Raw genomic sequence first — 22,633 nt, forward strand, 5'->3', positions numbered from 1 at the left:
CAACGAGCAGGCGCGGCGATTGCGCAGCGACGTCACCGTTTCGATCTTGTGCCAATCGGCGGTCGCGTGGCTGAGGGTAGCCGGAGGATGCTTGCTGGTGAGCACCGGGCCGGGTGCGCAGGAAGTCCGGGTGGCGACCGACGAACTCGCCCCCGTGCTGGCTGAACTGGAGATCACGGTGGGGGAGGGGCCGGTGCGCAGTGCCCGCGAGCTGGGCTCTCCCGTGCTGGTCGGGGACTTCGACGGCCCCGAGCACTCGCGCCGCTGGCCGTTGTACGCCCCGCTCGCCGTACAGGCCGGGGTGCACGCCGAGTTCGTGTTGCCCCTGCGCGTCGGGCACATCGACGTCGGCACGCTGGTGTTCCACCGAAAGGCGGCAGCTCCGCTGGAGCCGGTTTTACTGGCCGACGCGCTGGCCTACGGTGAATTGATGCTCCTGCTGTTGCTCGACGAGCAGTCGGGGCGCGGACATCTCGAACCCGTCGGCCTGTCACTGCGGTCGACGTATGTGCACCAGGCGACCGGCATGGTCGCGGCGCAACTCGACGTGAGCCTCGACGATGCGTTCGCCGCCCTGCGCGCGCGGGCCTTCGCCGAGCAGCGCCCTCTCTCGGAAATTGCCGCGGAAGTCGTGGCCAAGCGGTTTAGGTTCGAACGCAACGGGGGAACCCCATGAAGTTCGCGTGTGGTGTTGTGGTGGGAGATGGTTCGGGTGATTGACGGACGCCTCGTCGACACATTCGTCGAATTGGCGGACACGCTCACGGATGACTTCGACGTGATCGACTTCTTGCACTTGCTGTCGGCTCGCAGCGTCGAGCTGCTGTCCGTCGACGCGGCGGGTCTGCTGCTCGCCGACGCGCACGGCGAGTTGCAGCTGGTCGCCAGTTCGAACGAACAGGTGCGGCTCCTGGAGCTCTTCCAGCTCCAGAAGGACGAAGGTCCCTGCCTGGACGCCTTCCGGCTGGGCCGGACAGTGACCATCCCCGACCTGAGCGCCGACGCGGGAAACGGAAAGTGGCCCTCGTTCGCAGCGGTCGCGCTCGACCAGGGCTTCCGTGCGGTGCACGCCTTCCCGATGCGCCTGCGGTCCGAGGTCATCGGCGCGCTCAACCTGTTCTCCTCGGACCCGGGTGAGCTCGCGCCCGAGGACGCGCGGGTGGCGCGCGGCATGGTCGACGTCGCCACGATCGGCCTGCTGCAGGCGCGCGCGATCCAGCGGCACGAGGTGCTGGTCGAGCAGCTGCAGACCGCGTTGAGCAGTCGCGTGGTGATCGAACAGGCGAAGGGCTTCATCGCCGAGCGCCTCGGTCTCGCGATGGACGAGGCGTTCGCCTTGCTGCGCCACTTCGCGCGCTCGCACAGCCGCAAGCTCAGCCTGGTGGCTGCGGACGTCGTGAACCGCGCGGAGACCGTGCGCGAGCTGTTCGACAACCCGCCCGCGCGCTAACTTCCGCCGCTCGGAGCAACCCCTCCGGGTGGTTCGGGACTAGCGTGGAGTGTTCCGTCCCGGCCCCCGGCGGACTGCGGTTCCGGTCCGGCCGGCGAGGGGGCGAGTGATGGGCGTGCGGATCCAGTTCGGGATGCGCTCGAGGACTCGGCGAGGGGTGTCGTCGATCGCGTTCGGCATTCGATGGCTCAGGTGGTTCTCTCACCGCCTGGACCGGAGCCGCCGCTGACGCCTCAGTCCTCCTGCTTCGGCAGCGGGCCGCCCTGAAGCAGGCGGCGCAGCTTCGTCAGCGCCCGGTGCTGGCTCACGCGCACGGCCGCCGCACTGGGCAGGCCGAGCGCCGTGGCCGTCTCCTCCGCCGTGTAGCCGAGGACGACGCGCAGCGTCAGCAGCTCGCGCTGGGCCGGCGGCAGGTGGTCGAGGAGCTGTTCGATCTCCAGCCGTGAGTCGGTGCGGGCGTACTCGTCGGGGCCGGGTTTGTTCTCGTCGGCCGGGTCCGCGTGCGGGTCGGCGCGGTTGCGGGCGCGGCGGCGGAACTCGTCGATCACCTTGTGGCTCGCGATGCCGAAGACGAACGGCAGGAAGCTCTCCGGCTCGTAGCGGTAGCGCGGCAGCTCCACGAGCACGGCGAGGAGCACGTCCTGCGCACAGTCCTCGGCGGCGGTGCCCGAGCTGTGCGTGCCGAGCCGGCCGCGGCAGTACCGGAGCACCAGCGGTCGCAGGAACTCGAGCAACTCGGCGACAGCGGCTCGGTCGCCGTCGACGGCCGCCTCGACTACCTGCCTCTCCGGGCGTGGTGCGGGCGCACGGTCGTCGGTCGTCATGTTGTTCTTCCCCCTCGTGCGGGCCACCGCGCCTGAGCGCCGCGGTGGCGGGGCCGCTCGACCGCCGGGGTCTGGGGGAAGCGTCGCGAGCCAAGCGAAAGCCTGCTACGAAGATACCGGATTGTCCATGGCGAATCGGCAGCAAGCAGGGCGAACCCGGCAAAACCCGCATTTACGAACCGGCGCCGCAATTCGGAACAGGGTCTCGAAAACTCGAGGAATAGTTCTGGTGAAAGACAAACGAACCCCAGCCAAAAGTAGGTTCCTCGGTGTCGGGGTGGTTCTTATGCTCATCCGCAGGCCGGGACAACGCCTGTCTGTGAAGGGTGTTTCGGCCAGGTCCCCCACCGTTTGAGAGGAATTGCCATGCGCTTGCGCAAGCTCGTCGCCGCAGCGGTCCCGCTGCCGGCGTTGCTGTGCCTTTCCCTGGCCGGCGTGGCCCACGCCGATCCCTTGATCACTTTGAGCGCCAACGCCGCACCCCTGACCTCGAGCGCCCGTACTGGCGACGTCGACGCGGGCAAGCAGATCACCGCCGCTCTCTCGCTCAAGCTCCACAACCAGCAAGCCCTCCAGCAGTTCCTCGCCGACGTCCAGAACCCGGCCTCGCCGCAGTACCACCGGTTCCTCACTCCGGCCCAATTCAATAGTGCATTCGGCCCAACGCAGGCCGATGTGGCCAAGGCCGTTTCATTCCTGAAACAAAACGGCGCTCGCGGAATCGAGGTTTCCGGTAACCGCCAGGCCATCACGTTCACCGGTTCGGCAGCTCAGCTGGAATCGACATTCCACACGCGGCTGGGCAATTACACCGACACGAGCAACGGACGGAAGTTCTTCGCGAACGACGCGGCACCCGCGTTGCCTGCTTCGGTTTCCTCGGTGGTGCAGTCGGTGGTCGGCCTCGACAACCACGCCGTGAAGGAGCATTCGGCCACGAACGCCGCTCCGCGCGTGGTGAAGGCCGTGACGCCGAGCATTCTGCGCAGCGCGTACTCCACCAGCGGGCTTTCGGCGACCGGCTCGGGCGTCAACGTCGGCTTCGTCGAGTTCGACGGCTACCGCAAGTCCGACATCACCAGCTACGACACCAAGTACGGCCTTGCCGGCGGCAGCGTCACCACCGTCCCGGTGAGCGGCGCCAACTACGACTCGAACCCGGGCGACGGCGAGGTCGAGGTCGACCTGGACATCGAGGTCGTGCACGCCCTCGCCCCGGCCGTGAGCTCGTACGTGTACGAGGCCCCGAACTCCAACGCCGGCGAGCTGGCGATGTACCAGAAGATCGCGTCGGACGACCGCGTCGACGTGGTTTCGATCTCGTGGGGCTCGTGCGAGGCGGCTGAGGGATCGTCGGCGGCCAACAGCGTGAACAACGCGATCGCCACCGGCACCGCGGAGGGCATTTCCTACTTCGCCGCCGCGGGCGACGACGGCACCACCGACTGCGCCCGCCAGACCGGCAGCCTGTCGAAGGCCGTCGACTTCCCGGCGTCGAGCCCGAACGTGAGCGGCGTCGGCGGCACCCAGCTGACGGTCACCTCGTCCAACACCTACAGCAGCGAGAAGGCCTGGAACGACGGCGCGTCGGCCGGCGCCGGCGGTGGCGGCATCTCGACGCTGTTCAACGCGCCGTCCTGGCAGTCGCAGCAGAGCACCACGAAGCGCAAGGTTCCGGACGTCGCGGGCGACGCCGCCTCGGGCTCGGCGTACACCATCGTCTCCGGCGGCCAGACCGGCAACGTCTGGGGCACCTCCGGCGCGGCCCCGCTGTGGGCCTCCTTCACCGCCCTGCAGAACCAGATCCACGGCGGCTCGCTCGGCAACCTGAACCCGACCTTCTACGGCATCGGCAACGGCTCGTCGTACTCCACGGGCTTCCACGACGTCACCACGGGCAACAACACGTTCAACGGCACCACCGGCTTCTCCGCCGGCACGGGCTACGACCAGGTCACCGGCTGGGGCTCCTTCAAGGGCACCGGGCTGTCGGGTCTGATCGGCTGAGTTCTCCCGCTTTTCCTCGCGGTGGGGCCCTTTCCTCCCGGAGAGGGCCCCACTCGCGTGTTTGCAACGGGTGACACCGGACCCGAACCTGCTGCTCGGAGCGCCGCGTGATCGGTGACACAATGCGCTCATGCCGACACTGATCGCGACGCCCCGGGCTCGCGCATTGGGCTTCTCGCTCAGAGCCGCCCGCGAGGAGCGCCGGATGGCGCTGCGCGAGCTGGCTCGCATGGCCCGCATCTCGCCGGGCCACCTGCACAACTGGGAAACCGGCCTGCGGGTGCCGAAGGAGTCCGAGGTGGGGCTCCTCGCGGGGTGCCTGCGGATGACCGTCGAGGAGCGGGACCGGCTGGGGGAGCTGGCTCGGAACGCACGCGAGCCGAACTGGCTGGAAAGCGTGGTTCCCGGCGCACCGAACGAAGCCGCGGTGTACGCGGAGTGCGAGCGAACCGCGAGCGCGATGTTCAACTGGCAGCCGCTGCTGATTCCGGGATTGCTCCAGACCGGCGACTACGTGCGCGCAAGCCTTGGCGGGCGAAGCGGGTGGTCGAAGGACGATGTCGAGGTCGCGGTGCTGATCCGGATGGCCCGCCGCGACGTTCTTTCCCGACTGGCGGAGTTCACCGCGATGATCGGCGAGGAAGCGCTGCGGCAGAACATCGGTGGTGCGGCGACCATGAGTGCCCAGCTGCACCACCTGCTCACGGTCGCGAGACGCCGGAACATTGCGATCCAGGTTGTGCCGCGTGGGGCCGGATTCCACCCCGGGTTGTACGGGTGCTTCGTTGTCCTCGACTACGAGAACCTCCCTTCGATCGTGCACGTGGAGGAATTTCGGGGCGGTGCCTACTTGTACGATGAGGCTGATGTGGCCGCGTACCGCGAGGCCGCGAAGGAGCTGGCGGAACTGGCCCTGGGCGAGCAGGAGAGCATCGAGTTCATCCAGGGGGTGCTCGCCGAACTGGAGGCCTGAAGATGCTTGGCAGCGCTTGGCGCAAGTCCAGCTATTCCGATACGGGCAATTGCCTTGAGGCTGCGCTGCGCAAGACAGTGCGCGTCCGCGACACCAAGAACCGCCGCGGCGGCGAACTGACCATCCCGCCCGCCGCCTGGTCCGCTCTCCTCCGAAAACTCGGCTGAGCCCCGCCCATCCCCGGCAGACAAGCCCCCGCCCTCCCGAGGGGGCGTCCTCGGACCCCGGCCCACACCAACCCCGGCCCCGCCACCCCAGGCCCACATCAACCTCGGCCCACACCAACCCCCGAACCCACCACCCCACCGTTCCCACCTGCGAACACGCCCCCAACGTTCACTCGGGTGGGTGACACCAGGAACCCTGCCGCGAGATAGCCTCCGGATCATGCGCACGATTCGCGACGCCACCCGGGAGCTGCTCCGCAACCTGGGCCTGACCACGGTGTTCGGCAACCCCGGCACCACGGAGATCGCCTTCCTGACCGAGTGGCCGGACGACTTCACGTACGTCCTGGGGCTGCAGGAGTCGGCCGTGGTGGCGATGGCGGACGGGTACGCGCAGGCGACGCGCAAGCCCGTGCTGGTGAACCTGCACTCCGCCGGTGGGGTGGGCCATTCGCTGGGCCACGTGTTCACCGCGTTCCGCGACCGGGCGCCGTTGATCGTGCTGGCGGGGCAGCAGACGCGGTCGCTGCTGCCGGACGAGCCGTTCCTGGGGGCCGTGGAGGCGGCGAACTTCCCGAAGCCGTACGTGAAGTGGAGCATCGAGCCGGCCCGTGCGCAGGACGTGCCGGCCGCCATCGCGCACGCGTACTACGTCGCGACGCAGGCGCCGCAGGGGCCGGTGTTCGTGTCGGTGCCCGTGGACGACTGGGACGCCGAGGCGACCATGCCGTTGCCCACCGGAACGCGAACCGCCGGTTTCGCGCCCGATCCCGACGCGCTGCGAGAACTCGCGAATGCCCTGGACCAGGCCGGCAACCCCGCGCTCGTCGTCGGCGCCAGCGTGGACGGGGACGGCGCGGTGCCGGACGTCGTGGGCCTCGCCGAGAAGCTCGGCGCCGGGGTGTGGGCCGCGCCGATGTCGTCGCGCTGCTCGTTCCCGGAGGACCACGAACTGTTCCTCGGTTTCCTGCAGCCGGAACGCAAAGCGGTGGCCGAAGCCCTGCGCGAGCACGACGTCGTGGTGGTGCTGGGCGCGCCCGCGTTCACCTACCACGTCTACCGCGGCGAGCCCGAAGAACCGTTGCCACCGCTGTACCTCGTGAGCGACGACGAGCAGATCCTCGCCCGCGCGGGCAGCGGCACCGGCATCCGGTCCACGCCGAAGCTCGCGATCCGCGCCCTCACCGAACGCGTCGCCGCCAAGACGCGCGAAACCAAGCCCAGGCCCGAAAAGCCCGCCAAGCCCGCGGAAACCACGCCGATCTCGCCCGACTTCGCGTACGCGACTGTTGCGGAGTTGTTGCCGGACAACGCGATCGTGGTCGAAGAGACGCCGAGCCACCGCAACTGCCTCCACGACCACCTGCCGATCACCTCGACCGACACGGGGTTCCTCACCGTCGCGAGCGGGACGCTCGGCTACGGCCTCCCCGCGGCCGTCGGCGCGGCGCTGGGCCGGCCCGACCGCAAGGTCGTCGCCGTGCTGGGCGACGGGTCCAGCATGTACTGCGTGCAGGCGCTGTGGACGGCCGCGCGCGAGAACGCGCCCGTCACGTTCGTGGTGCTCGACAACGCGCAATACGCGGCCGTCCGCATCCTCGGCGAGACGGCCGGCGGCACGAAGGTCCCCGGCACCGAGCTCGGTGGCATCGACTTCGCGCAGCTCGCGCAGAGCATGGGCGTGCCGGCGCGGACCGTCGAACAGGGCGCCGACCTGCGCGACGCACTGGCGGACGCGCTCGGGGAGAACGGGCCACGGCTCGTGCACGTGAAGGTCGACCCGAACCCGCAAAAACTGTACTGATCTTCGCGATTGACCCGACCGGGTGACGCTGTTGTGATGGCCGGGTGCAGCCTCTACTCACTCCCCGCCAGCAGGAACTCGTCGACCAGGCCGGCAAGCTCGCCGACGCCTTCGCCGAGCGCGCCCCGGAGCACGACCGCGAGAACACGTTCCCCCACGAGAACTACGACGACCTGCGGGCAGCCGGGTTCCTGCGGTTGTCCGTGCCGGAGGAGCTGGGCGGGCTCGGCGCGGGCCTGCCGGAGATCCTGCCCGTGCTGGAGCGGCTGGCGATGGGCGACGGCGCCACCGCGCTGGCGTTCACGATGCACCTGTCGCCGCTGGGGCAGTGGGCGAGCATCTGGCGCCGCACGCAGTCGCCGCGCCTGGCCGAGCTGCTCGCGAAAGCGGCCGAGGGCGAGCTGATCTGGGCGTCGGTGACCAGCGAAACGGGCCTGCGCAACGACCTGACCGACTCGAACACCCAAGCGGTCCGCGTCGACGGTGGCTTCGAGCTGACCGGGCGCAAGAGCTTCGCCACCAACACGTCCGTCGCCACGCACTGCTCCACCACCGCGCGCTACGAAGACGCCGAAGGCGGCCCGCGGCTGCTGCTGTGCCAGATCGCGCTCGACCAGCCGGGTGTCCGGATCCACCAGACGTGGGACACCATGGGCATGCGCGGCACCCAGAGCAACGACGTCGAGCTCACCAAGGTGTTCGTCGAGGACTCGGCCGTGGTGCACTCACTGCCGGTGAAGCACCTCGACGCGCGCGTGCTGGAAACCGTGTGGGCGTGGGCGATGCCGGCGTTCTCGGCCGTCTACACGGGAGTCGCGGCCGGTGCGCTGGACTGGACCGTCCGGTCGCTGCGGAAGCGGGGCAAGACGGGCGACCCGGTGCTGCAGGACGTGATCGGCGAGTGCCAGATCCTCCTCGAGAGCTCGCGCGCGCTCATCTACCGCCAGGCCGAGGACGTGATGTCGCGGCGCCTCTTCACGGGTGACGTGCAGGACGGGGTGGCTCGCTGCTCCGTCGTGAAGTACGTGGCGGCCAACAACGCCGTGCAGGTGATGCAGCGCCTCGTCGACGTGCTGGGCGGCATGTCGTACACGAAGAAGCTGCCGTTCGAGCGCCTGTGGCGCGACGTGCAGGCGAGCACGTTCATGCCGATGGGCAACCTGGCCACGCGCAAGCTGGTCGGCGCCAACGTCCTGGGCGTGCGGACGCTGCCGGAGATCAGCCCCGACGAAACCGGCCCGGACTCCCGCGCCAAGGCCTGACAGGCGAAACGGGGCGCCCGCAGCCGGGCGCCCCGTTGCCGTTGCCGAGTTTCAGTGCTGCGCCTTGGCTTCTTCCTTCTCGGGCGCGACCGCCGAGACAGCCTCATCGGCAGCCGCCGCCTCGGCTTCATCGGCCACCGCCGCCGAAGCCGGCCCGTGCAGCAGCCGCGCGACCTCGGCGCGCATCGTCACGAACTCCGGCGACTCGCGCGTGGTGATCTGGTCGCGCTCCTTCGGCAGGCCCACCGGCAGGTCCGCGACGATCGACGCCGGCGACTTCGACAGCACGAGCACCCGGTCGCCCAGGTACACGCTCTCGTCGATGTCGTGGGTCACCAGCAGGACGGTGGTGCCCTGCTCCGTCTGCACGCGCCGCAGCAGGTCCTCCAGCTCGAAGCGCGTCTGCGCGTCGACGGAGGCGAACGGCTCGTCCATCAGCAGCAGCGCCGGCCGCGAAGCCAGCGCCCGCGCGATGGACACGCGCTGCTGCATGCCGCCCGAAAGCTGCCACGGGAACTTCGAGCCGACGCCCGCCAGTCCCACGGCCGCCAGCGCCTCGGCGGCCCGCCGTCGCCGCGCCGCCTTGTCGAGTTTGGTCCAGCGCAAGGGGAACTCGACGTTCTTCGCCACCGACAGCCACGGGAACAGCGAGCGGCTGTAGTCCTGGAACACCACGGCGAGGTCGTCCGGCACGCCGGTGACCAGGTCGCCGTGGAGGCTCACGGTGCCGGCCGTCGGCGGCACGAGGCCGGCGATCGCCCGCAGCAGGGTCGACTTGCCGCACCCGGACGGACCGACGATGCACGCCAGCTGGCCGGCCTCGACCGTGAACGACAGGTCGTTGACGGCGACGTGCGCGCCCTCGCCGCTGCCGTAGCGGTGGCTCAGGTCCGAGACCTCGAGCATGGTCGACATTCTGACAACCTTCCGGAGAGATCTAGTGACGGCCGGGCTGCCACGTGAGCACCCGGCGCTCCACACCCAGCAGGGCCGCGTTGAACCCGTAACCCAGGATGCCCAGCAGCACGATCCACGCCCACATCTGGTCGAAGTCGTACTGGCGCTGGGCGTTGATCAGCGCGTAGCCGATGCCGTTGAGCGCGCCCACGAGCTCCGAGATCGCCATGAGGATCAGGGAGATCGACAGCGACAGCCGCAGCCCGGCGAAGATCTTCGGCAGCGCCGCCGGGAGCACGACGAGCCCGATCCAGTAGCGCCGCGGCGTGCGGAACGCGCGCGCGGTGTCCACCTTGACCTTGTCGACCGAGCGCACACCGTCCACTGTGTTCAGCACGATCGGCCAGATCGAGCCGAAGATGATGGTGGCGATCTGCATGCCCGGTCCGATGTGGAACAGCACGATGAACACCGGCACCAGCGCGGGCGGCGGGATCGCGCGGAAGAACGCGAACAGCGGGCCCACGTAGTCCATCCCGGTCTTCGAGCGGCCCAGCGCCGTCCCGAGCGCGACACCCAGCACGACCGAGAGGAGCCAGCCGCCGAGCACGCGCTCGAGGCTCGGGAACACGTGCTGGAACACGGCGTCGCCGAGGAAGACGTGCGAGGCCGGACCGGAGAACCACAGCTTCACCGCGGCCGCGGCGATCTTGGTGGGCGGCGGGAAGAAAACGCTGTCCGTGAACTGGGTGACGACCTGCCAGATCACGACGAGCACCACGAACAGCAGCCACTTGCGCGCGAACCCGCTCAATCCGCTGCGCACGCGGCCGCGGGCGGCCGCGGCGGGTTTGCCGACGACGGTCACGCGAGGTCCCCTTCGTCGTTGCTGCTCCAGCGGAAGAGCCGCCGGCCGAGCCGCTCGAGCCCTTCGTTGGCGAGGTACCCGAGGATCCCGGCGACGACCGTGCCCGCGAGGACCAGGTCCATCCGGCCGGAGCCCGAGGACGCCTCGAGCACGAACTGGCCGATGCCGAGCTTCGCGCCGGCGAGGAACTCCGTGCTGATCACGAGGATCAGCGAGATCGCCGCGGACATGCGGATGCCGGTGAACACGAACGGCGCCGCGTGCGGCAGCGCCACCGAGGTGAGCAGCCGCGACTTCGGCGTGCCGTACGACCGCGCGGTCTCGATGAGCACCGGGTCGATCTCGGCCATGGCGTAGATGGTGTTGAACAGGATCGGCCACACCGCCGCGTAGACGGCGAGCAGGATCTTCGACTCGGGCCCGCCGCCGACCACGATGAGGATCAGCGGGATCCAGGCCACCGAGGGGATCGGCCGCAGGAACTCGACGATCGCCTTGGTGGCGTCGCGCAGCCAGCGGACGCTGCCCAGCAGCAGGCCCGCCGGCACCGCGATCGCGATCGAGATGCCCATGGCGATGAACCACGCGAGCACCGACGCGATCACGTCCCGCACGAACTCCGTGTCGCCGAGCAGTTCGCCGATCCGGGCGAACACCACCGTCGGCGGCGGCACGTCGTTCTGGTCGATCAGACCGGCCCGCACGACGACCTCCCAGAGCAGGAGGAAGCCGAGCAGGCCGGTCAGGTTGCGAACGATCCGCACGTCAGGAGGCGCTCGGCTGGGACACGATCATCTGGGCGACGTCGATCTTGGCCGGGATCGACCCGAACTGCTGCAGCAGGTCCGGCACGCGCTGGATGCGGCGCGCGTCCAGAGTGGACTGGAAGGTGAGCAGCGCGGTGAGCGAGGCGGTGGCCTCGTCGACCTTCGAGAACTTCACCATCAGCGGTTCGATCTTCGAGCGGTCCGCCGACTCCTTCGTCGCGCGCAGCATGGCGCGCTGGAAGGCCGCGACGGTCTTCGGGCTCGACGAGGTGAACTTGCCCAGCGAGCCGTAACCCGCGGTGGGGAAGTCCTGCGTCGCACCGGTCGCGGTGTCGATGATCGGGACGGTCCCGTTGGTCTTCGCCGAGCTCGTGATGAACGGCTCGGTGAGGAAGCCCGCGTCGACGTCGCCGCGTTTGATGGCGGCACCGATGCTCGGGAACTGCAGGGAAACCCACTGCACCTTGGAGTAGTCCACGCCGTTGTCGCGCATCACGGACTTGGAAAGGGTGTCGGCGACGGTGTTCGGAGCGGAGATGGCGATCTTCTTGCCCGCCAGGTCCCGCACGGTCTTCACCGGCCCGTTGGGCATGGCCACGATCTCGGTGCTCTTCGGGCCGGCTGAGGAGGCGTCGGAGACGAACTTGATGTCCGCGTTGCCCTTGCTCTTCGCGATGAAGAACGGCGTGTAGCTCGAGTAGGCGATGTCGACCTCTCCGGACAGGAGCTTCGCGACCGACGCGTCGCCGCTCGCGGCGTCGACGGATTCGACGTCCAGGCCTTCGTCCTTGAAGTAACCGTTCTGCACGGCCAGGTGGAACGGCGCGACGTCGATCGTCGGCATGATCGACACCTTGATCTTGGACTTCTCGAGCCCGGATCCGCCGCTGGTGCTGCCCGAATCGTCCGAACCGCCCAGCAGGCCGCAGCTGCTCGCGGTCAGTGCGACACCGCTCGCCATGGCGAGGGAGAGGAAGCCACGGCGCCCGAGTCTGGCCTGGCTGCTCCCGGCTGATTCAAACAAGTCCGCTCCTTGGAAAATGAGGTCACCTGGGTGTTGACCGTGCGGGGATGGTGGGTGTGGCTCATTGTCCGGAGTCACGCGGCCACTGTAGAGAAGTGAAGTGCCCATCACAATGGGTGGTCATCAATGGTTCAGCAGTGTCGTGAATCACTCGATCAGGCGATCGAGTTGCGCTGGACAACGGCCGTCCAGCACGTCGACGCGGTGTCGGCTTGGTCTTGATCCGCTAGCCGGGTGCTCTGGTAGGGCCGTCGGGAGGGTTACAAATCGGCGTGTCGTTCGCTACCCTCTGCTCCGGCAGTGTGAGGTGTGGACCACCGATGTAGTGAGAGTCAGCCTCGTCAAGAGGCACTCTGCGCAGGCCGGCACCCGTCGGCGGACTGGTGGCTTCGGCCTGTTGGACCAGCTGATCGACCAGTGCGGGGATCGAACGCCATGCAAGTACTGAACCGATTCCGCGTCAAGCGCGGCGCGAAACCGCACCTGGAAGTGGATCTTTTCACCCGAAAGGGTGTAATGGGCCGGGTCGTCCGGACCGTTGGGGTGCCGGAAGGTCTGCCGGGAGTGTGCGGCTAGTGGTCGCGGGCACGGCAGGCTTCAATTCACAGGGTCCCTCGGGGCCGGAAGACGATGGTGGTGCGGCGGTGCCGAACGAAGACACCGCGGGGGTGGGAGGGGCCCCTGCGCGCGAAGGCGGGGTGAACCCGGTACGAAGGGGTTCGGTCTTCGCGCTGAACAACTGGCGGCTTCGGTCGAAGCTCGCCCTCATCCTGATCATCCCGACGCTGACCGCGCTCGTGCTCGGTGCGTTGCGCGTGGTGGACGACGCCCGCGAGGCCGTGCAGTTCGGCCACACCGCGGACCAGGTGGCCTTCGCGGTGAAGGTGACCACGGTCATCCACGACCTGCAGGGCGAGCGCTCGCTCGCGGTCGCGCGGCTCTCCTCCGGCGACTCCTCGCGCCAGACCGGGCTCGACGCCCAGATCGCGAAGGTCGACCGCGACGTCGACGACCTGCGCAACGGGCTCGTGAACCTCAACCCCGACGACCAGGCGACCAGTGACCGGTACGCCCGCGGCATCCAGCGCCTCGACGCGCTGCGCCCGCTGCGCGCGGCCATCAACACCTCGTCCTACTCCGACGTCGCGGTGCTCGACACGTACTCCTCGATCCTGGACTCGCTGATCCAGCTCGGCCGCGAGGTGACCACCGCGGTCACCGACCGCGACCTGCTGCGGCTGGGCAACAGCACGCAGTCCATCAGCGAGGCCAAGGAGTTCACCCTCCGCGGCGACACGGCGCTCGAGATCGCGGCGTTCCGCAACGGCTTCCCCGGCGACCTGCTGGACCAGACCCGCACCGCGGAGGCGAGCGGTGACGCGTCGATCGCCGCGTTCCTCGCGAACGCCACCGACGACCAGGTGCAGCTGTACTCCGACACCGTGTCGGGCCCGGAGGTCGACGACCGGCGCCGGCTCCAGAAGCAGGCCTTCTCGTTCGCGCAGCAGGGCGATCCGCTGAACCTCGACCCGACGCGGCTCGCGCAGGACAGCACCGTCGCGTCGGACAAGATGCGCGCGGTGGAGTCGAACCTGCTCACGCAGCTGCGCACGCAGGCCGACGACCTGGCCAGCTCGGCCGTCCGCTCCGCGTGGGTCGGCGGCGTGATCGTCCTCGCGGCCCTGATCGCGGCGCTGATCCTGATGCTCGTGGTCGCCCGCCTCATGCTGCGCCCGCTGCGCGTGCTGCGGACGACGGCGCTCGACGTGGCCTACACGCGGCTGCCGGAGACGGTGCAGTCCATTCTGGACGATCCGGACCCGGTCAACGCTTCGAAGAAGGCCGTGGCCCCGGTGCCCGTCATCTCCCGCGACGAGATCGGTGAAGTGGCGCGCTCGTTCGACGTGGTCCACGAGCAGGCCGTCAAGATGGCCGCCGAACAGGCTCTGCTGCGCGAGAACGTCAACGGCATCTTCGTGAACCTCTCCCGGCGTTCGCAGCGGCTGGTGGAGCGCCAGCTCGGCGTGATCGACCGCCTCGAGGCCGACGAGCAAGACCCGGACCACTTGGCGAGCCTGTTCGAGCTCGACCACCTCGCGACGCGGCTGCGGCGCAACGGCGAATCGCTGCTGGTGCTCTCGGGCGCCGGTCTCGCGAAGTCCGTGCCCAAGCCGGTGCCGGCGGCCGACGTGATCGGCGCCGCGGTGTCGGAGATCGAGCAGTACGCCCGCATCGAGGTCGGCATCGTGCCCGAGGTCGCCGTGCAGGGCCTCGCGATCCACGACCTCGTGCACGTGCTCGCCGAACTGCTCGACAACGCGACCTACTTCTCCGAGCCGGAGACGAAGGTCACAGTGCGGGCCGTGGTGACGCGCAAGAAGGCCCTCGCCATCCAGATCACCGACCACGGTGTCGGCATGGGCGACGACCGGCTCGCCGAGATCAACCAGCGGCTGGCCGACCCGCCGGACCTCGACGTCTCGGTGACGCGGCGGATGGGTCTGTACGTGGTCGCGCGCCTGGCCCAGCGCCACGGCATCGAGGTGCGGCTGCGCGAGAACGAGGACATCGAGGGCGGCGTGATAGCCCGCGTGGTCGTGCCGGCCGAGCTGCTCACGCAGCTGCGCCCGAACACCGTCGTGCCGCGGAACACGCCGCCGCCGTTGAACCGCAACGAGATCTCGCACCCGAGCCTGCCGCCCATCAACCGGCAGCTCGAGTCGACGCCACCGCCTCCCGCGCAGTCGGCGCCGCCGCCCGTGCCGGCGCAGTCGAACGGCGGCCTCGTGCCGCTCGACCAGCCGATCAGCCTCGACGACCTCGTCGCCGGGAACCGCGCGGCCGGGCCGTTCCTCAGCCCGGAAACGGCGATGCCGGAAGCCCCGGCGTGGCCGACGGCCGAGGACCTGGCCCCGCTCACCCAGCAGTCCAACGGGGACGGTGCGAGCCTGGCGGAGACCGAGTTCCCGCCGCTGGTGCTCCCGAAGCGCGAACCGAAGTACGTCGCGCCGGAGGAGCCGAAGCGGGAGGAACCGGCCGTGGACGACGGCGCGTCGGCCCTCGAGGACGACGTGCCGACCCGGCGCCTGCCGATCTACCAGTCGGTGCTCTCGCGGTGGTTCAGCGAGGGCAGCGAAGACGGCGAGTCCGGGCCGAGCGCCGCGCTCGAGGAGTTCGCCGTTCCGGCGACGCCCGAGGCCGTCGGCGAACCGGAAGCCGCGGCCGAACCGGCGCCGGCGGAGACCGCAGGCCCGGACGAGAGCCGGGAGGAGGAGCCGATCGAAGCGACGCCGCTCTACCCCGGCTCCGAGGACGGCTGGAGCAGCGCCTCCGACGAGGGCTGGCAGGCCGCGCAGTCGCTGCTGGAGAAGAAGGCGGAAGAGGTGACGTCGGCGGGCCTGCCCAAGCGGGTGCCCAACGCGTACCTCGTCCCGGGCTCGATCGGCAGCCAGTCGACACCGGCTGAGCAGCAGAATTCGTTCACGGACGCGACGGCCGGTCTGCCCGGAACGGGTGCTATCACCCGCTCGGCCTCCGCGGCCCGCAGCAGGATGGCAAGCTTCCAGCGTGGGTACAAGTCCGGACGGCACGCTCTGCAGGAGCGGCCGCCGGACGCCCGGCTCGACGAGGATGGCGTCCGGGTCACCGGAGCCGGGTATGTGAGCGACAGCAGCAGTGAGGAGCGACAGTGACACGGGGTGCAGTGCAGCCGGGGGGCGGCTCGGCGCCGAACGGCAGGGCTTCGGCCGGCGCGGCGGGCAGCTTCGCGTGGCTGATCACGGACTTCGTCCACCGCGTGCCCGGAGCGGCGCACGCGGTGGTCGTTTCGGCCGACGGGCTGCTGCTCGCGGCTTCGCGGGGGCTGCCGAAGGACCGAGCAGACCAGCTGGCGGCCGTCGCGTCCGGGCTGACCAGCCTGGCGCGCGGTGCGGCGAAGGTGTTCGAAGGTGGCCCGGTCGCGCAGACCGTGGTCGAGATGGCCAACGGCTTCCTCTTCCTGATGTCGGTTTCCGACGGCTCGTGCCTCGCGGTGCTGGGCGCGCCGGACAGCGACATCGGGCTCGTGGTGTACGAGATGACGCTGCTGGTCGAACGCGTCGGCCAGCAGCTGACACCGGAGATGCGTGCGCAACTGCAGGGCGCTGCGATCCGCCGCTAGGCGGATCGGGAACTTCAGGAGCAAACCGTGGACGACGGGCGCTTGAGGGGCGATGGCCGGCTCGGTGACGACAACACCGGCGGCTGGGCCGAGCGGGACGAGGGCCGGGAGGACTGGAAGTCCTTCCGGGACCGGGTGGACCGCGAGTGGCGTGCCCGGCGCGCCACGGGATCCGACGCGGACCCGGTGCGGGAGCCGCCGAACTGGCTGACGGACTCCAACGCCGGGCAGCAGCCGATCACCGGCGAGTACCGCGACCGCCTCCTGGGCGGTCCGGGCGCCGAGCTGTTCGGCGGGTCGAGCGGCCCGCTGTACGACTCCGCCGAGTTCGCGGCGTTCTCCGCCGCGCGTGACGGCTCGCCGGGCCCGTCGTCGAACGAGCTCTCGGCCGCGCTGCCGATGCAGGCCGCGGGCGAGTTCGTGGACGAACCGCCGGTCGCCGAGGTCGAGACGTCCGGGCTCGTGCGGCCGTACTTCCGCACGCGCGGGCGGACGAAGCCGACCTACGACCTCGCGATCGAGGCATTGGTCTCGACCAGCGAGCAAGGGCGCGTGCTCGACCGCGTGCGCGTGCCCGAGCACCGGTCCATCTGCGATCTGTGCATCGACACCCGGTCGGTGGCCGAGGTGGCGGCGCTGCTGCGCCTGCCGCTCGGCGTCGTGCGGGTGCTCATTGGTGACGTGGCGGGTCTCGGACTGGTGCTGGTGCACACGACCACCAGCACGACCTCGGGTGACCGCCCCAGTATCGAGTTCATGGAAAGGGTGCTCAGTGGGCTTCGGAGAATTTGACTCCGACGCGAACACACCGCAGGTGACGGGTCCGACCTCGTCGGCCAAGATCGTGGTCGCGGGTGGGTTCGGTTCGGGCAAGACGACACTGGTCGGAGCGATCTCGGAGATCGACCCGCTGACCACCGAGGCCATGATGACCGAGGCGAGTGTCGGCACGGACGACACTTCCGCCACGCCGAACAAGATGACCACCACGGTGGCCATGGACTTCGGCCGCATCTCGCTGGACTCGGACCTGGTGCTGTACGTGTTCGGCACGCCGGGCCAGCACCGGTTCTGGTTCATGTGGGACGACTTGGCCGTCGGCGCGATCGGCGCCGTGGTGCTGGTGGACACGCGGCGGCTCGCCGACGCGTTCCCCTCCATCGACTTCTTCGAGAACCGGAAACTGCCGTACGTGGTCGCGATCAACTGTTTCGACCGCTTGCTGCACCACCAGATCGAGGACGTGCGGCACGCGTTGACGATCTCCCCGTCGGTGCCGATCATGGCGTGCGACGCTCGCGAACGGGATTCGGCCAAGCAGGTGCTGATCTCGGTCGTGCAGCACGCGATCGCCCACGACACGGCACTGCGGGCAGGCTAGATCCCGAGTACCCGGGGCCGGGTGCGGCCGTTGGAGTGAACTCCACGTGCTTCACCCGCTTCGGGGAGTGGTGCCTCCGACCGGAGTAGGGCTGCGGTGGTGCTCTTCGGTACGGTCGGGGCCGGCAACGCCCGAACGGGCAGCCGGAACGCCGGTGACCTGCGCGGACACCCCACTGCGCACCGTTGCCGACGCCACCACCGAGTGACCCACGCACGCGTGGTCCTTCAGGGGATCGCGCGATGTGCGTTCGCGTGCGTACGCACAGTGCGCGGTGCTCGACCGACTCGGGCTCGACACTGCCGGGCGGGTGAATACGCTGGAACGGCGTCTTCACGGCCACCCGGCGATCATGGCGGAGCTCGGTGGCGTACGACCGGTTTGGAGGAGCAGTGACCGTTTCCGGCCTGGAGGGCCAGTTCGGCTGGCTGATCACGGACTTCGTGCGCCGGGTGCCCGGCGCCGCCCACGCCGTGCTGGTGTCGGCCGACGGTCTGCTGCTCGCCCCGTCGGAGGGGTTGCCGCAGGACCGCGCGGAGCAGCTGTCGGCCGTCGCGTCGGGCCTCGTGAGCCTCACGCAGGGCGCGGCCCGCTGCTTCGAGGCGGGTGGTGTGAACCAGACCGTGGTCGAGATGGAGCTCGGGTACCTGTTCCTGATGTCGGTGTCGGACGGGTCTTCGCTGGCCGTGCTGGCCGCGCCCACGTGTGACATCGGGACTGTCGCGTACGAGATGACGCTGCTCGTGGAGCGCGTCGGCCAGCAGCTCACGCCCGAGCTGCGCGCCCAGCTACAGGGCGGGGTGCGTGGGTAGTAGATGAAGATCTCCGGTTTCGGCGAGCAGGACACGAGTGCCTGGGACGCGCTGCACAAGGGCACCGATCGCGAGAACTTCGATTCGCCCAGCCACTACGAGCTGAGCACGCTCAAGACGATGCTGCCGCACCGGCGGCCGTCACCGCCGCCTCCGGCGCCCGAGCCTCCCGCTCCCGTCGACTACGACGAAGACGACGGCTACGAGTGGATCGAGGACGGCGAGTCCGGCTACTGGGAGGAAACGGGCCCCTCGTCGGGCTACTACGACACGGAGTCCTACCTCACGCACGACGATCGCCAGGTCCCCGAGGACTCCGCTTACGGCCGCCGGCACCTCGCCGTGGCGGACGACGAGCAGCCGGGGTACTACCGCGATCCGGCGACGGAACCCGCGGCGTATCCGGTGGCTGCGGGGTACCGGCACGGTGCCGGCTCGGGTGAGGCGGACGAATCGGGGCATTACGCGGCGCCGGCGGAGGCGTCGGGGCATTACGCGACGCGGTCTGCGGAATCGGTTGACGCGTCGGGCTATTACGACGCGCGGTCGGCTGAACCCGGTGATGCGTCTGGTTATTACGCTGGGCGGTCGGCTGAATCTGTTGAGGCGTCTGATTATTACGCCGAGTCGGCTGGTGCGTCGGGTTACCCGGCGTCGTCGGCTGAGGCGTCTGATTACTACGCTGAGCCGGCTGATGAGTCGGGGTACTACTCCGCGCGGTCCGTCGAACCGGCTGAAGCGTCCGGCTACTACGCCGCCCCGAATGCCGAGCCGGGTGACGAGTACGCCTCGGGCTACTACGAGGCGCAGCCGGCGGCCTCGGGTGAGGCGTACGCATCCGGTCACTACGCCACGCCGTCCGGCGAGTCCTACGAACCGGTCGAATCGACCGGTCGGCACGCCGTTGTGGAGCGGACCACCGAACCGAACCGCCGGAGCTCGGGGCGCCGACACGCAGCGGTCGACACCGCCGACCGCGAATCCGGCTACCACCCGACACCCGCGGACGTCGGTTACCTGCCCCCGGCCGACGGCCAGCACCGGCTCGCCGAGCCGCCCGAGCGCACCACGCCGCGTCCGTCGGGCCGGCGGCGCGCGCCGGAACCCGTTGTGGCGCAAGAGGAAAACTACGCCGAGCCGACTTCGTGGCCCGAACCGCCGCGCGAGGAGCCGCCGCCGGCGAAGCCCGCGAAGTCGCGCGTGCGCCCGTACGCGCGCACCCGCGGCCGCACGCGCTCAGACCACAACCTCGCCCTCGAAGCCCTGGTCTCCACCAGCGACGACGGCCGCCGCTACCGGGGCGTGCGCTCCATCGAGCACCGGCGGATCTGCGACCTCTGCCTGGACACCCGGTCGGTCGCCGAGATCGCCGCCCACCTGCACCTGCCGCTCGGCGTGGTGAAGGTCCTGGTCGGCGACATGGCCGACATCGGCCTCGTCCTGATCCACCAGACCGACCTGGTCCTCGGCGACCGGTCGTCGCGCGAGTTCATGGAGCGGGTGCTGCAGGGGTTGCGCAACCTCTGAGCACCGACACACTCGCGACGCTCGTCTTCGACACCTTGCTGCGTGGCGCGGGCACCGGCAGCACCCTCTGACGGCTGCGACCGTGTGCGTGCACGTCCCAGGCCAACGACCGGTGGTGTCGCAAACTACCCGGAAACCGGCCTTCGGGCAGAGCTCAGTCCTCGTCCGGTCTCAGGCCCGGCGGGAAACCCGTCAATCCTCGACCAAAGCCGCCGACGTGATGCGGTGCAACGGATACCGTTCGTGGTCCGTGCCGACCAGGACGCCGCCGCCGACGCGGATGGGGCGGACAACGCGTTGGCTGGCCGTGCCGCGGGAGTCGACGAAGCCGATCCAGACCTCGCGGTGTTCGAGGGTGGCGCGGGAGAGCAGTTCGAGCGTCGCGGTGGTGTCGGCGCCGCCGCCGGAGGGGGCGCGGACGGCGGCGCCGCGGCGGCGCGCGGTGGCCGAGTCGCCGGCGCGGAGGTTGGAGACGATGCGGGCCGCTTGCTCGTCTGTCAGCACGGCCTGCTCGCCGGGGCGCGCACGGGCGGCGCGGGCGCGCGCGGGTAACCGGCGGCCGGACGGGCGGAGGTCGACAACGCGGCCGTCGGGACCTTCCGCCGCGGGCGCGAAACCCGCGCCGCGCAAGGCTTCCAGGACTTCGCCCAGCGAGTACGAGCTGATGAGGACCGTCGGCGCGATCAGGCGCAGGTCGAACTCCGCGGCGATCGGCGAGGCCAGCACCTCGGCCAGCAGCGCTTCGTCGTCGCACCGCAGGAAGGAGCCGGCGGCACCGCCGCGGAGGCGGCCGTGGCGGCGCGCGACGTCGTCGATCAGGTAGGTCAGGCCCTGCGGCACGGGCGTCGCCGACTTGTCGCGGAACAACGCGTGCAGTTCGTCCGCCGTGCGGCCCGTGTCGAGGGCGCGGCGCACGGTCTCCTCGGTGATGCGGTACACGGTCGCGTGCCCGGCCGACTCGATGCCGGCTACCGCGGCCATCTCGGCCGCCAGCTCGGGCGTGAGCGGTCCCGGCGCGACCACCGTCAGGTCGGCCTGCACCAGCACGTGGTCGACGGGCGCCGGCAGCGCGCGGTGCATCGCCTCGACCGCGGCCGGGCGGTCGTCCTCCAGCAGCGCCCTCGTCGCGGACGTCAGCGCACCCAGCCCGACGAGCCCCAGCGCCGAGGCTTCGGCCATCGTCCAGCGCACGGTCTCGTCGCGCAGCCGCCCGCCCCGCCGTGGCGCGCGCCACGCGAGCACGGCCACCAGCTCGGCCACGCTCTTCACGCCCGACCCCGGAGCCAGCTCCGCCAACGCCGCGAGCACGCGGCGCCGCCCGACCGGCGCCAGCGGCCGCCGCAGGTCCTCCGACAGCGGTGCGACCGGCTTGTCCTTCGCGTCGCGCCCGCCCGCCAGCCCGGGCAGCCGCGGCAGCTCCAGCCACGCCTGCGCGAGCGTCATCCAGCGCTGCACGGTCGGCGACGCGAGCCAGGTGTCCGTGAGCGTCGTCGGCACCCACTCCGGCGTCGTCGACTCGCTGTCGGCCACCAGCCCCGCGCCCACGGCCAGCTCGGCGACCAGCGTGGCGCGCGCTTCGTCGACTTCCAGGTCCTTCGCCAGCTTCCGCAGCTCCCGCACGCCCAGGCCACCGGCCTTGAGCACGGGCGGCGGAGTGGCCGACCACGACCGCAGCAGCGCTTCGGTCTGCCGCAACAGCTCCATGGCCTCGCCGGCCGCCGTCGTGTCCACAGTGTCCGTCCCGTGTGGATGGACGGGCAGGGCGGGCTCTCCGAGCGTGGCCGGGTCGAACGCGCGGCCGCCGCGCAGCAGCAGGCCCAGCTCGCGCGGCAGCTCCACCGTCTGGTCGTCGCGCCGCAGCAGCAGGCCGCGCGCGAGCAGCTTCTGCACGGGGGTGGCGGCGTCGGACAGCGCGACGTCGAAGCTCGCGTCGCGCGTGCGCCCGATCGGCGGGCCCGCGGCCAGCGCCGCGAGCACCTTCCGTTCGTCGTCGGTCACCTCGGCTACCCGCGCGGCCAAGTCGGTGGCGGCCAGCGCGGGCGACGGCGTGCCCAGTCCGGCTGGGAACGGACCGAGCGCGTCGCGCGCCGCCGGCGGCACGCGCAGCTCGTCGTCGGCACCCCAGACGAGGGCCCGCGCGCGCAGCCGGGTCAGCTGGTCGGGCACCTCCGTGCCGACGAGTTCCGTCACGGTCGCCAGCGGCGCCGGCGCGGTGTCGGCCCCGGCGACGAGCAACGCGTCGAGCACGGCCAGCGTGAACGTGTCGAGGTCCTCGCAGGCGCGCGCGACGGAACCGGGGGTGCCGGCGCGGGTGGCCAGCACGGTGGTGTCGGAGGGCGGTGGGGTCGACAGGTCGCGACGCGTGCGCAGCAGCTCGGTGAGTGCGTCGTCGGACTCCGCACGCAGCCAGTCCGCCAGAGAGGTCGCGGGCATAGAGGCCCAGGATACCGGGCGGGTGCGCGGGCTCGAGGGGTGTTGGGGCAGACTGTGTGCGAAGCCGGTGCGATTGCCGATGGAGGACGTTGTGGCCAAGGGTGAGAACGGCAGGAAGAAGGGCGTCGACCCGACCTGGCCGGGCGAGGACGGCGAGCACCCCGTGACGGAGCTCTCGTCCGACCGCCAGGGCGCGCTGTCGCCGTTCGGCGACCTGACTTTCCCGCTCGACACGGTGCCGTACGTGCACCCGGAGACGGAAATCAACTGGAAGTAGG

The 22,633-nt window shown here is 70.3% G+C and carries 20 protein-coding genes; 14 read left to right on the forward strand and 6 right to left on the reverse strand.

What is annotated here, in order from left to right:
- Window positions 1-130 precede the first annotated feature (130 nt).
- Together ACIA77_RS14370 and ACIA77_RS14375 are read left to right on the forward strand one after the other, a co-directional pair.
- Window positions 131-676, forward strand: coding sequence for an ANTAR domain-containing protein (locus ACIA77_RS14370; RefSeq protein ID WP_395886315.1), 546 nt, complete (start codon window positions 131-133; stop codon window positions 674-676).
- 36 nt (window positions 677-712) lie between these two features.
- Window positions 713-1,450 carry an ANTAR domain-containing protein gene (locus tag ACIA77_RS14375; protein WP_395886316.1) on the forward strand — a complete coding sequence of 246 codons (738 nt, stop codon included), beginning with the start codon at window positions 713-715 and terminating at the stop codon, window positions 1,448-1,450.
- 233 nt (window positions 1,451-1,683) lie between these two features.
- Here the strand turns inward: ACIA77_RS14375 and ACIA77_RS14380 are convergent, their stop codons facing one another.
- Window positions 1,684-2,274 carry a sigma-70 family RNA polymerase sigma factor gene (locus ACIA77_RS14380; protein WP_395886317.1) on the reverse strand — a complete coding sequence of 197 codons (591 nt, stop codon included), beginning with the start codon at window positions 2,272-2,274 and terminating at the stop codon, window positions 1,684-1,686.
- Between the two features lie 366 nt (window positions 2,275-2,640).
- Between ACIA77_RS14380 and ACIA77_RS14385 the strand changes: the two genes are divergently transcribed.
- From ACIA77_RS14385 to ACIA77_RS14405, 5 genes are all read left to right on the forward strand, one after another.
- Window positions 2,641-4,281: a protease pro-enzyme activation domain-containing protein gene (locus ACIA77_RS14385; protein ID WP_395886318.1), complete on the forward strand. Its 1,641-nt coding sequence runs from the start codon at window positions 2,641-2,643 to the stop codon at window positions 4,279-4,281.
- Window positions 4,282-4,411: 130 nt separating this feature from the next.
- Window positions 4,412-5,254 (forward strand): helix-turn-helix domain-containing protein, encoded by an 843-nt coding sequence (locus ACIA77_RS14390; RefSeq protein ID WP_395886319.1) that lies wholly within the window; start codon window positions 4,412-4,414, stop codon window positions 5,252-5,254.
- A gap of 2 nt (window positions 5,255-5,256) precedes the next feature.
- Window positions 5,257-5,421 carry a DUF397 domain-containing protein gene (locus ACIA77_RS14395; protein ID WP_395886320.1) on the forward strand — a complete coding sequence of 55 codons (165 nt, stop codon included), beginning with the start codon at window positions 5,257-5,259 and terminating at the stop codon, window positions 5,419-5,421.
- A 220-nt stretch (window positions 5,422-5,641) separates the two neighbouring features.
- A complete protein-coding gene (mdlC, locus tag ACIA77_RS14400) occupies window positions 5,642-7,225 on the forward strand; it encodes a benzoylformate decarboxylase (RefSeq protein WP_395886321.1) in 1,584 nt (527 codons plus the stop codon).
- A gap of 44 nt (window positions 7,226-7,269) precedes the next feature.
- Window positions 7,270-8,487 (forward strand): acyl-CoA dehydrogenase family protein, encoded by a 1,218-nt coding sequence (locus ACIA77_RS14405; protein ID WP_395886322.1) that lies wholly within the window; start codon window positions 7,270-7,272, stop codon window positions 8,485-8,487.
- A 51-nt stretch (window positions 8,488-8,538) separates the two neighbouring features.
- Here ACIA77_RS14405 and ACIA77_RS14410 read toward each other — a convergent pair whose 3' ends face one another.
- The 4 genes from ACIA77_RS14410 to ACIA77_RS14425 are packed head-to-tail and all read right to left on the reverse strand — an operon-like array spanning window position 8,539 to window position 11,980.
- The gene (locus ACIA77_RS14410; protein ID WP_395886323.1) at window positions 8,539-9,402 is read right to left on the reverse strand and encodes an ABC transporter ATP-binding protein; all 864 of its coding nucleotides are present in this window, start codon (window positions 9,400-9,402) and stop codon (window positions 8,539-8,541) included.
- Window positions 9,403-9,424: 22 nt separating this feature from the next.
- Window positions 9,425-10,252 (reverse strand): ABC transporter permease, encoded by an 828-nt coding sequence (locus ACIA77_RS14415; RefSeq protein WP_395886324.1) that lies wholly within the window; start codon window positions 10,250-10,252, stop codon window positions 9,425-9,427.
- Window positions 10,249-11,016, reverse strand: coding sequence for an ABC transporter permease (locus ACIA77_RS14420; RefSeq protein WP_395886325.1), 768 nt, complete (start codon window positions 11,014-11,016; stop codon window positions 10,249-10,251). The genes ACIA77_RS14415 and ACIA77_RS14420 overlap by 4 nt, the downstream gene beginning before the upstream one ends.
- A 1-nt stretch (window position 11,017) precedes the next feature.
- Window positions 11,018-11,980 carry an ABC transporter substrate-binding protein gene (locus tag ACIA77_RS14425; RefSeq protein WP_395886657.1) on the reverse strand — a complete coding sequence of 321 codons (963 nt, stop codon included), beginning with the start codon at window positions 11,978-11,980 and terminating at the stop codon, window positions 11,018-11,020.
- Window positions 11,981-12,687: 707 nt separating this feature from the next.
- Here ACIA77_RS14425 and ACIA77_RS14430 point away from each other — a divergent pair.
- The 6 genes from ACIA77_RS14430 (at window position 12,688) to ACIA77_RS14455 (ending at window position 19,922) form a co-directional block, all read left to right on the forward strand.
- Window positions 12,688-15,735, forward strand: a complete 3,048-nt coding sequence (locus tag ACIA77_RS14430) for a nitrate- and nitrite sensing domain-containing protein (RefSeq protein ID WP_395886326.1) — start codon at window positions 12,688-12,690, stop codon at window positions 15,733-15,735.
- On the forward strand, window positions 15,732-16,202 hold the full coding sequence (locus ACIA77_RS14435) for a roadblock/LC7 domain-containing protein (protein WP_395886327.1): 471 nt from the start codon (window positions 15,732-15,734) through the stop codon (window positions 16,200-16,202). The genes ACIA77_RS14430 and ACIA77_RS14435 overlap by 4 nt, the downstream gene beginning before the upstream one ends.
- A gap of 27 nt (window positions 16,203-16,229) precedes the next feature.
- Window positions 16,230-16,994, forward strand: coding sequence for a DUF742 domain-containing protein (locus ACIA77_RS14440; RefSeq protein ID WP_395886329.1), 765 nt, complete (start codon window positions 16,230-16,232; stop codon window positions 16,992-16,994).
- Entirely contained in the window at window positions 16,975-17,583 is a 609-nt protein-coding gene (locus ACIA77_RS14445; protein ID WP_204093054.1) for an ATP/GTP-binding protein, read from the forward strand. Before ACIA77_RS14440 ends, ACIA77_RS14445 begins: the two co-directional genes overlap by 20 nt.
- 392 nt (window positions 17,584-17,975) lie before the next feature.
- Window positions 17,976-18,395, forward strand: coding sequence for a roadblock/LC7 domain-containing protein (locus ACIA77_RS14450; RefSeq protein WP_395886330.1), 420 nt, complete (start codon window positions 17,976-17,978; stop codon window positions 18,393-18,395).
- Window positions 18,396-18,398: 3 nt separating this feature from the next.
- Window positions 18,399-19,922 carry a DUF742 domain-containing protein gene (locus ACIA77_RS14455; RefSeq protein ID WP_395886331.1) on the forward strand — a complete coding sequence of 508 codons (1,524 nt, stop codon included), beginning with the start codon at window positions 18,399-18,401 and terminating at the stop codon, window positions 19,920-19,922.
- Between the two features lie 192 nt (window positions 19,923-20,114).
- On the opposite strand, the gene ACIA77_RS14460 is transcribed toward ACIA77_RS14455, so the two are convergent.
- Entirely contained in the window at window positions 20,115-22,355 is a 2,241-nt protein-coding gene (locus ACIA77_RS14460) for a helicase-associated domain-containing protein (RefSeq protein ID WP_395886332.1), read from the reverse strand.
- 91 nt (window positions 22,356-22,446) lie between these two features.
- Here ACIA77_RS14460 and ACIA77_RS14465 point away from each other — a divergent pair, with 91 nt between their 5' ends.
- Window positions 22,447-22,632 carry a hypothetical protein gene (locus ACIA77_RS14465; protein ID WP_395886658.1) on the forward strand — a complete coding sequence of 62 codons (186 nt, stop codon included), beginning with the start codon at window positions 22,447-22,449 and terminating at the stop codon, window positions 22,630-22,632.
- Window position 22,633 lies beyond the last annotated feature (1 nt).

Source organism: Amycolatopsis sp. NPDC051903, assembly GCF_044452505.1.
In the GTDB taxonomy this organism is placed as follows: Bacteria; Actinomycetota; Actinomycetes; order Mycobacteriales; family Pseudonocardiaceae; genus Amycolatopsis.

What these genes read in the sequence shown, in the direction of transcription:
- ACIA77_RS14460 (WP_395886332.1), bottom strand. Translation starts at nt 22,355, where the DNA reads ATGCCCGCGACCTCTCTGGCGGACTGGCTGCGTGCGGAGTCCGACGAC.
- ACIA77_RS14380 (WP_395886317.1), bottom strand. Translation starts at nt 2,274, where the DNA reads ATGACGACCGACGACCGTGCGCCCGCACCACGCCCGGAGAGGCAGGTA.
- ACIA77_RS14390 (WP_395886319.1), top strand. Translation starts at nt 4,412, where the DNA reads ATGCCGACACTGATCGCGACGCCCCGGGCTCGCGCATTGGGCTTCTCG.
- ACIA77_RS14455 (WP_395886331.1), top strand. Translation starts at nt 18,399, where the DNA reads ATGAAGATCTCCGGTTTCGGCGAGCAGGACACGAGTGCCTGGGACGCG.
- ACIA77_RS14410 (WP_395886323.1), bottom strand. Translation starts at nt 9,402, where the DNA reads ATGTCGACCATGCTCGAGGTCTCGGACCTGAGCCACCGCTACGGCAGC.
- ACIA77_RS14395 (WP_395886320.1), top strand. Translation starts at nt 5,257, where the DNA reads ATGCTTGGCAGCGCTTGGCGCAAGTCCAGCTATTCCGATACGGGCAAT.
- ACIA77_RS14385 (WP_395886318.1), top strand. Translation starts at nt 2,641, where the DNA reads ATGCGCTTGCGCAAGCTCGTCGCCGCAGCGGTCCCGCTGCCGGCGTTG.
- ACIA77_RS14425 (WP_395886657.1), bottom strand. Translation starts at nt 11,980, where the DNA reads ATGGCGAGCGGTGTCGCACTGACCGCGAGCAGCTGCGGCCTGCTGGGC.
- mdlC (WP_395886321.1), top strand. Translation starts at nt 5,642, where the DNA reads ATGCGCACGATTCGCGACGCCACCCGGGAGCTGCTCCGCAACCTGGGC.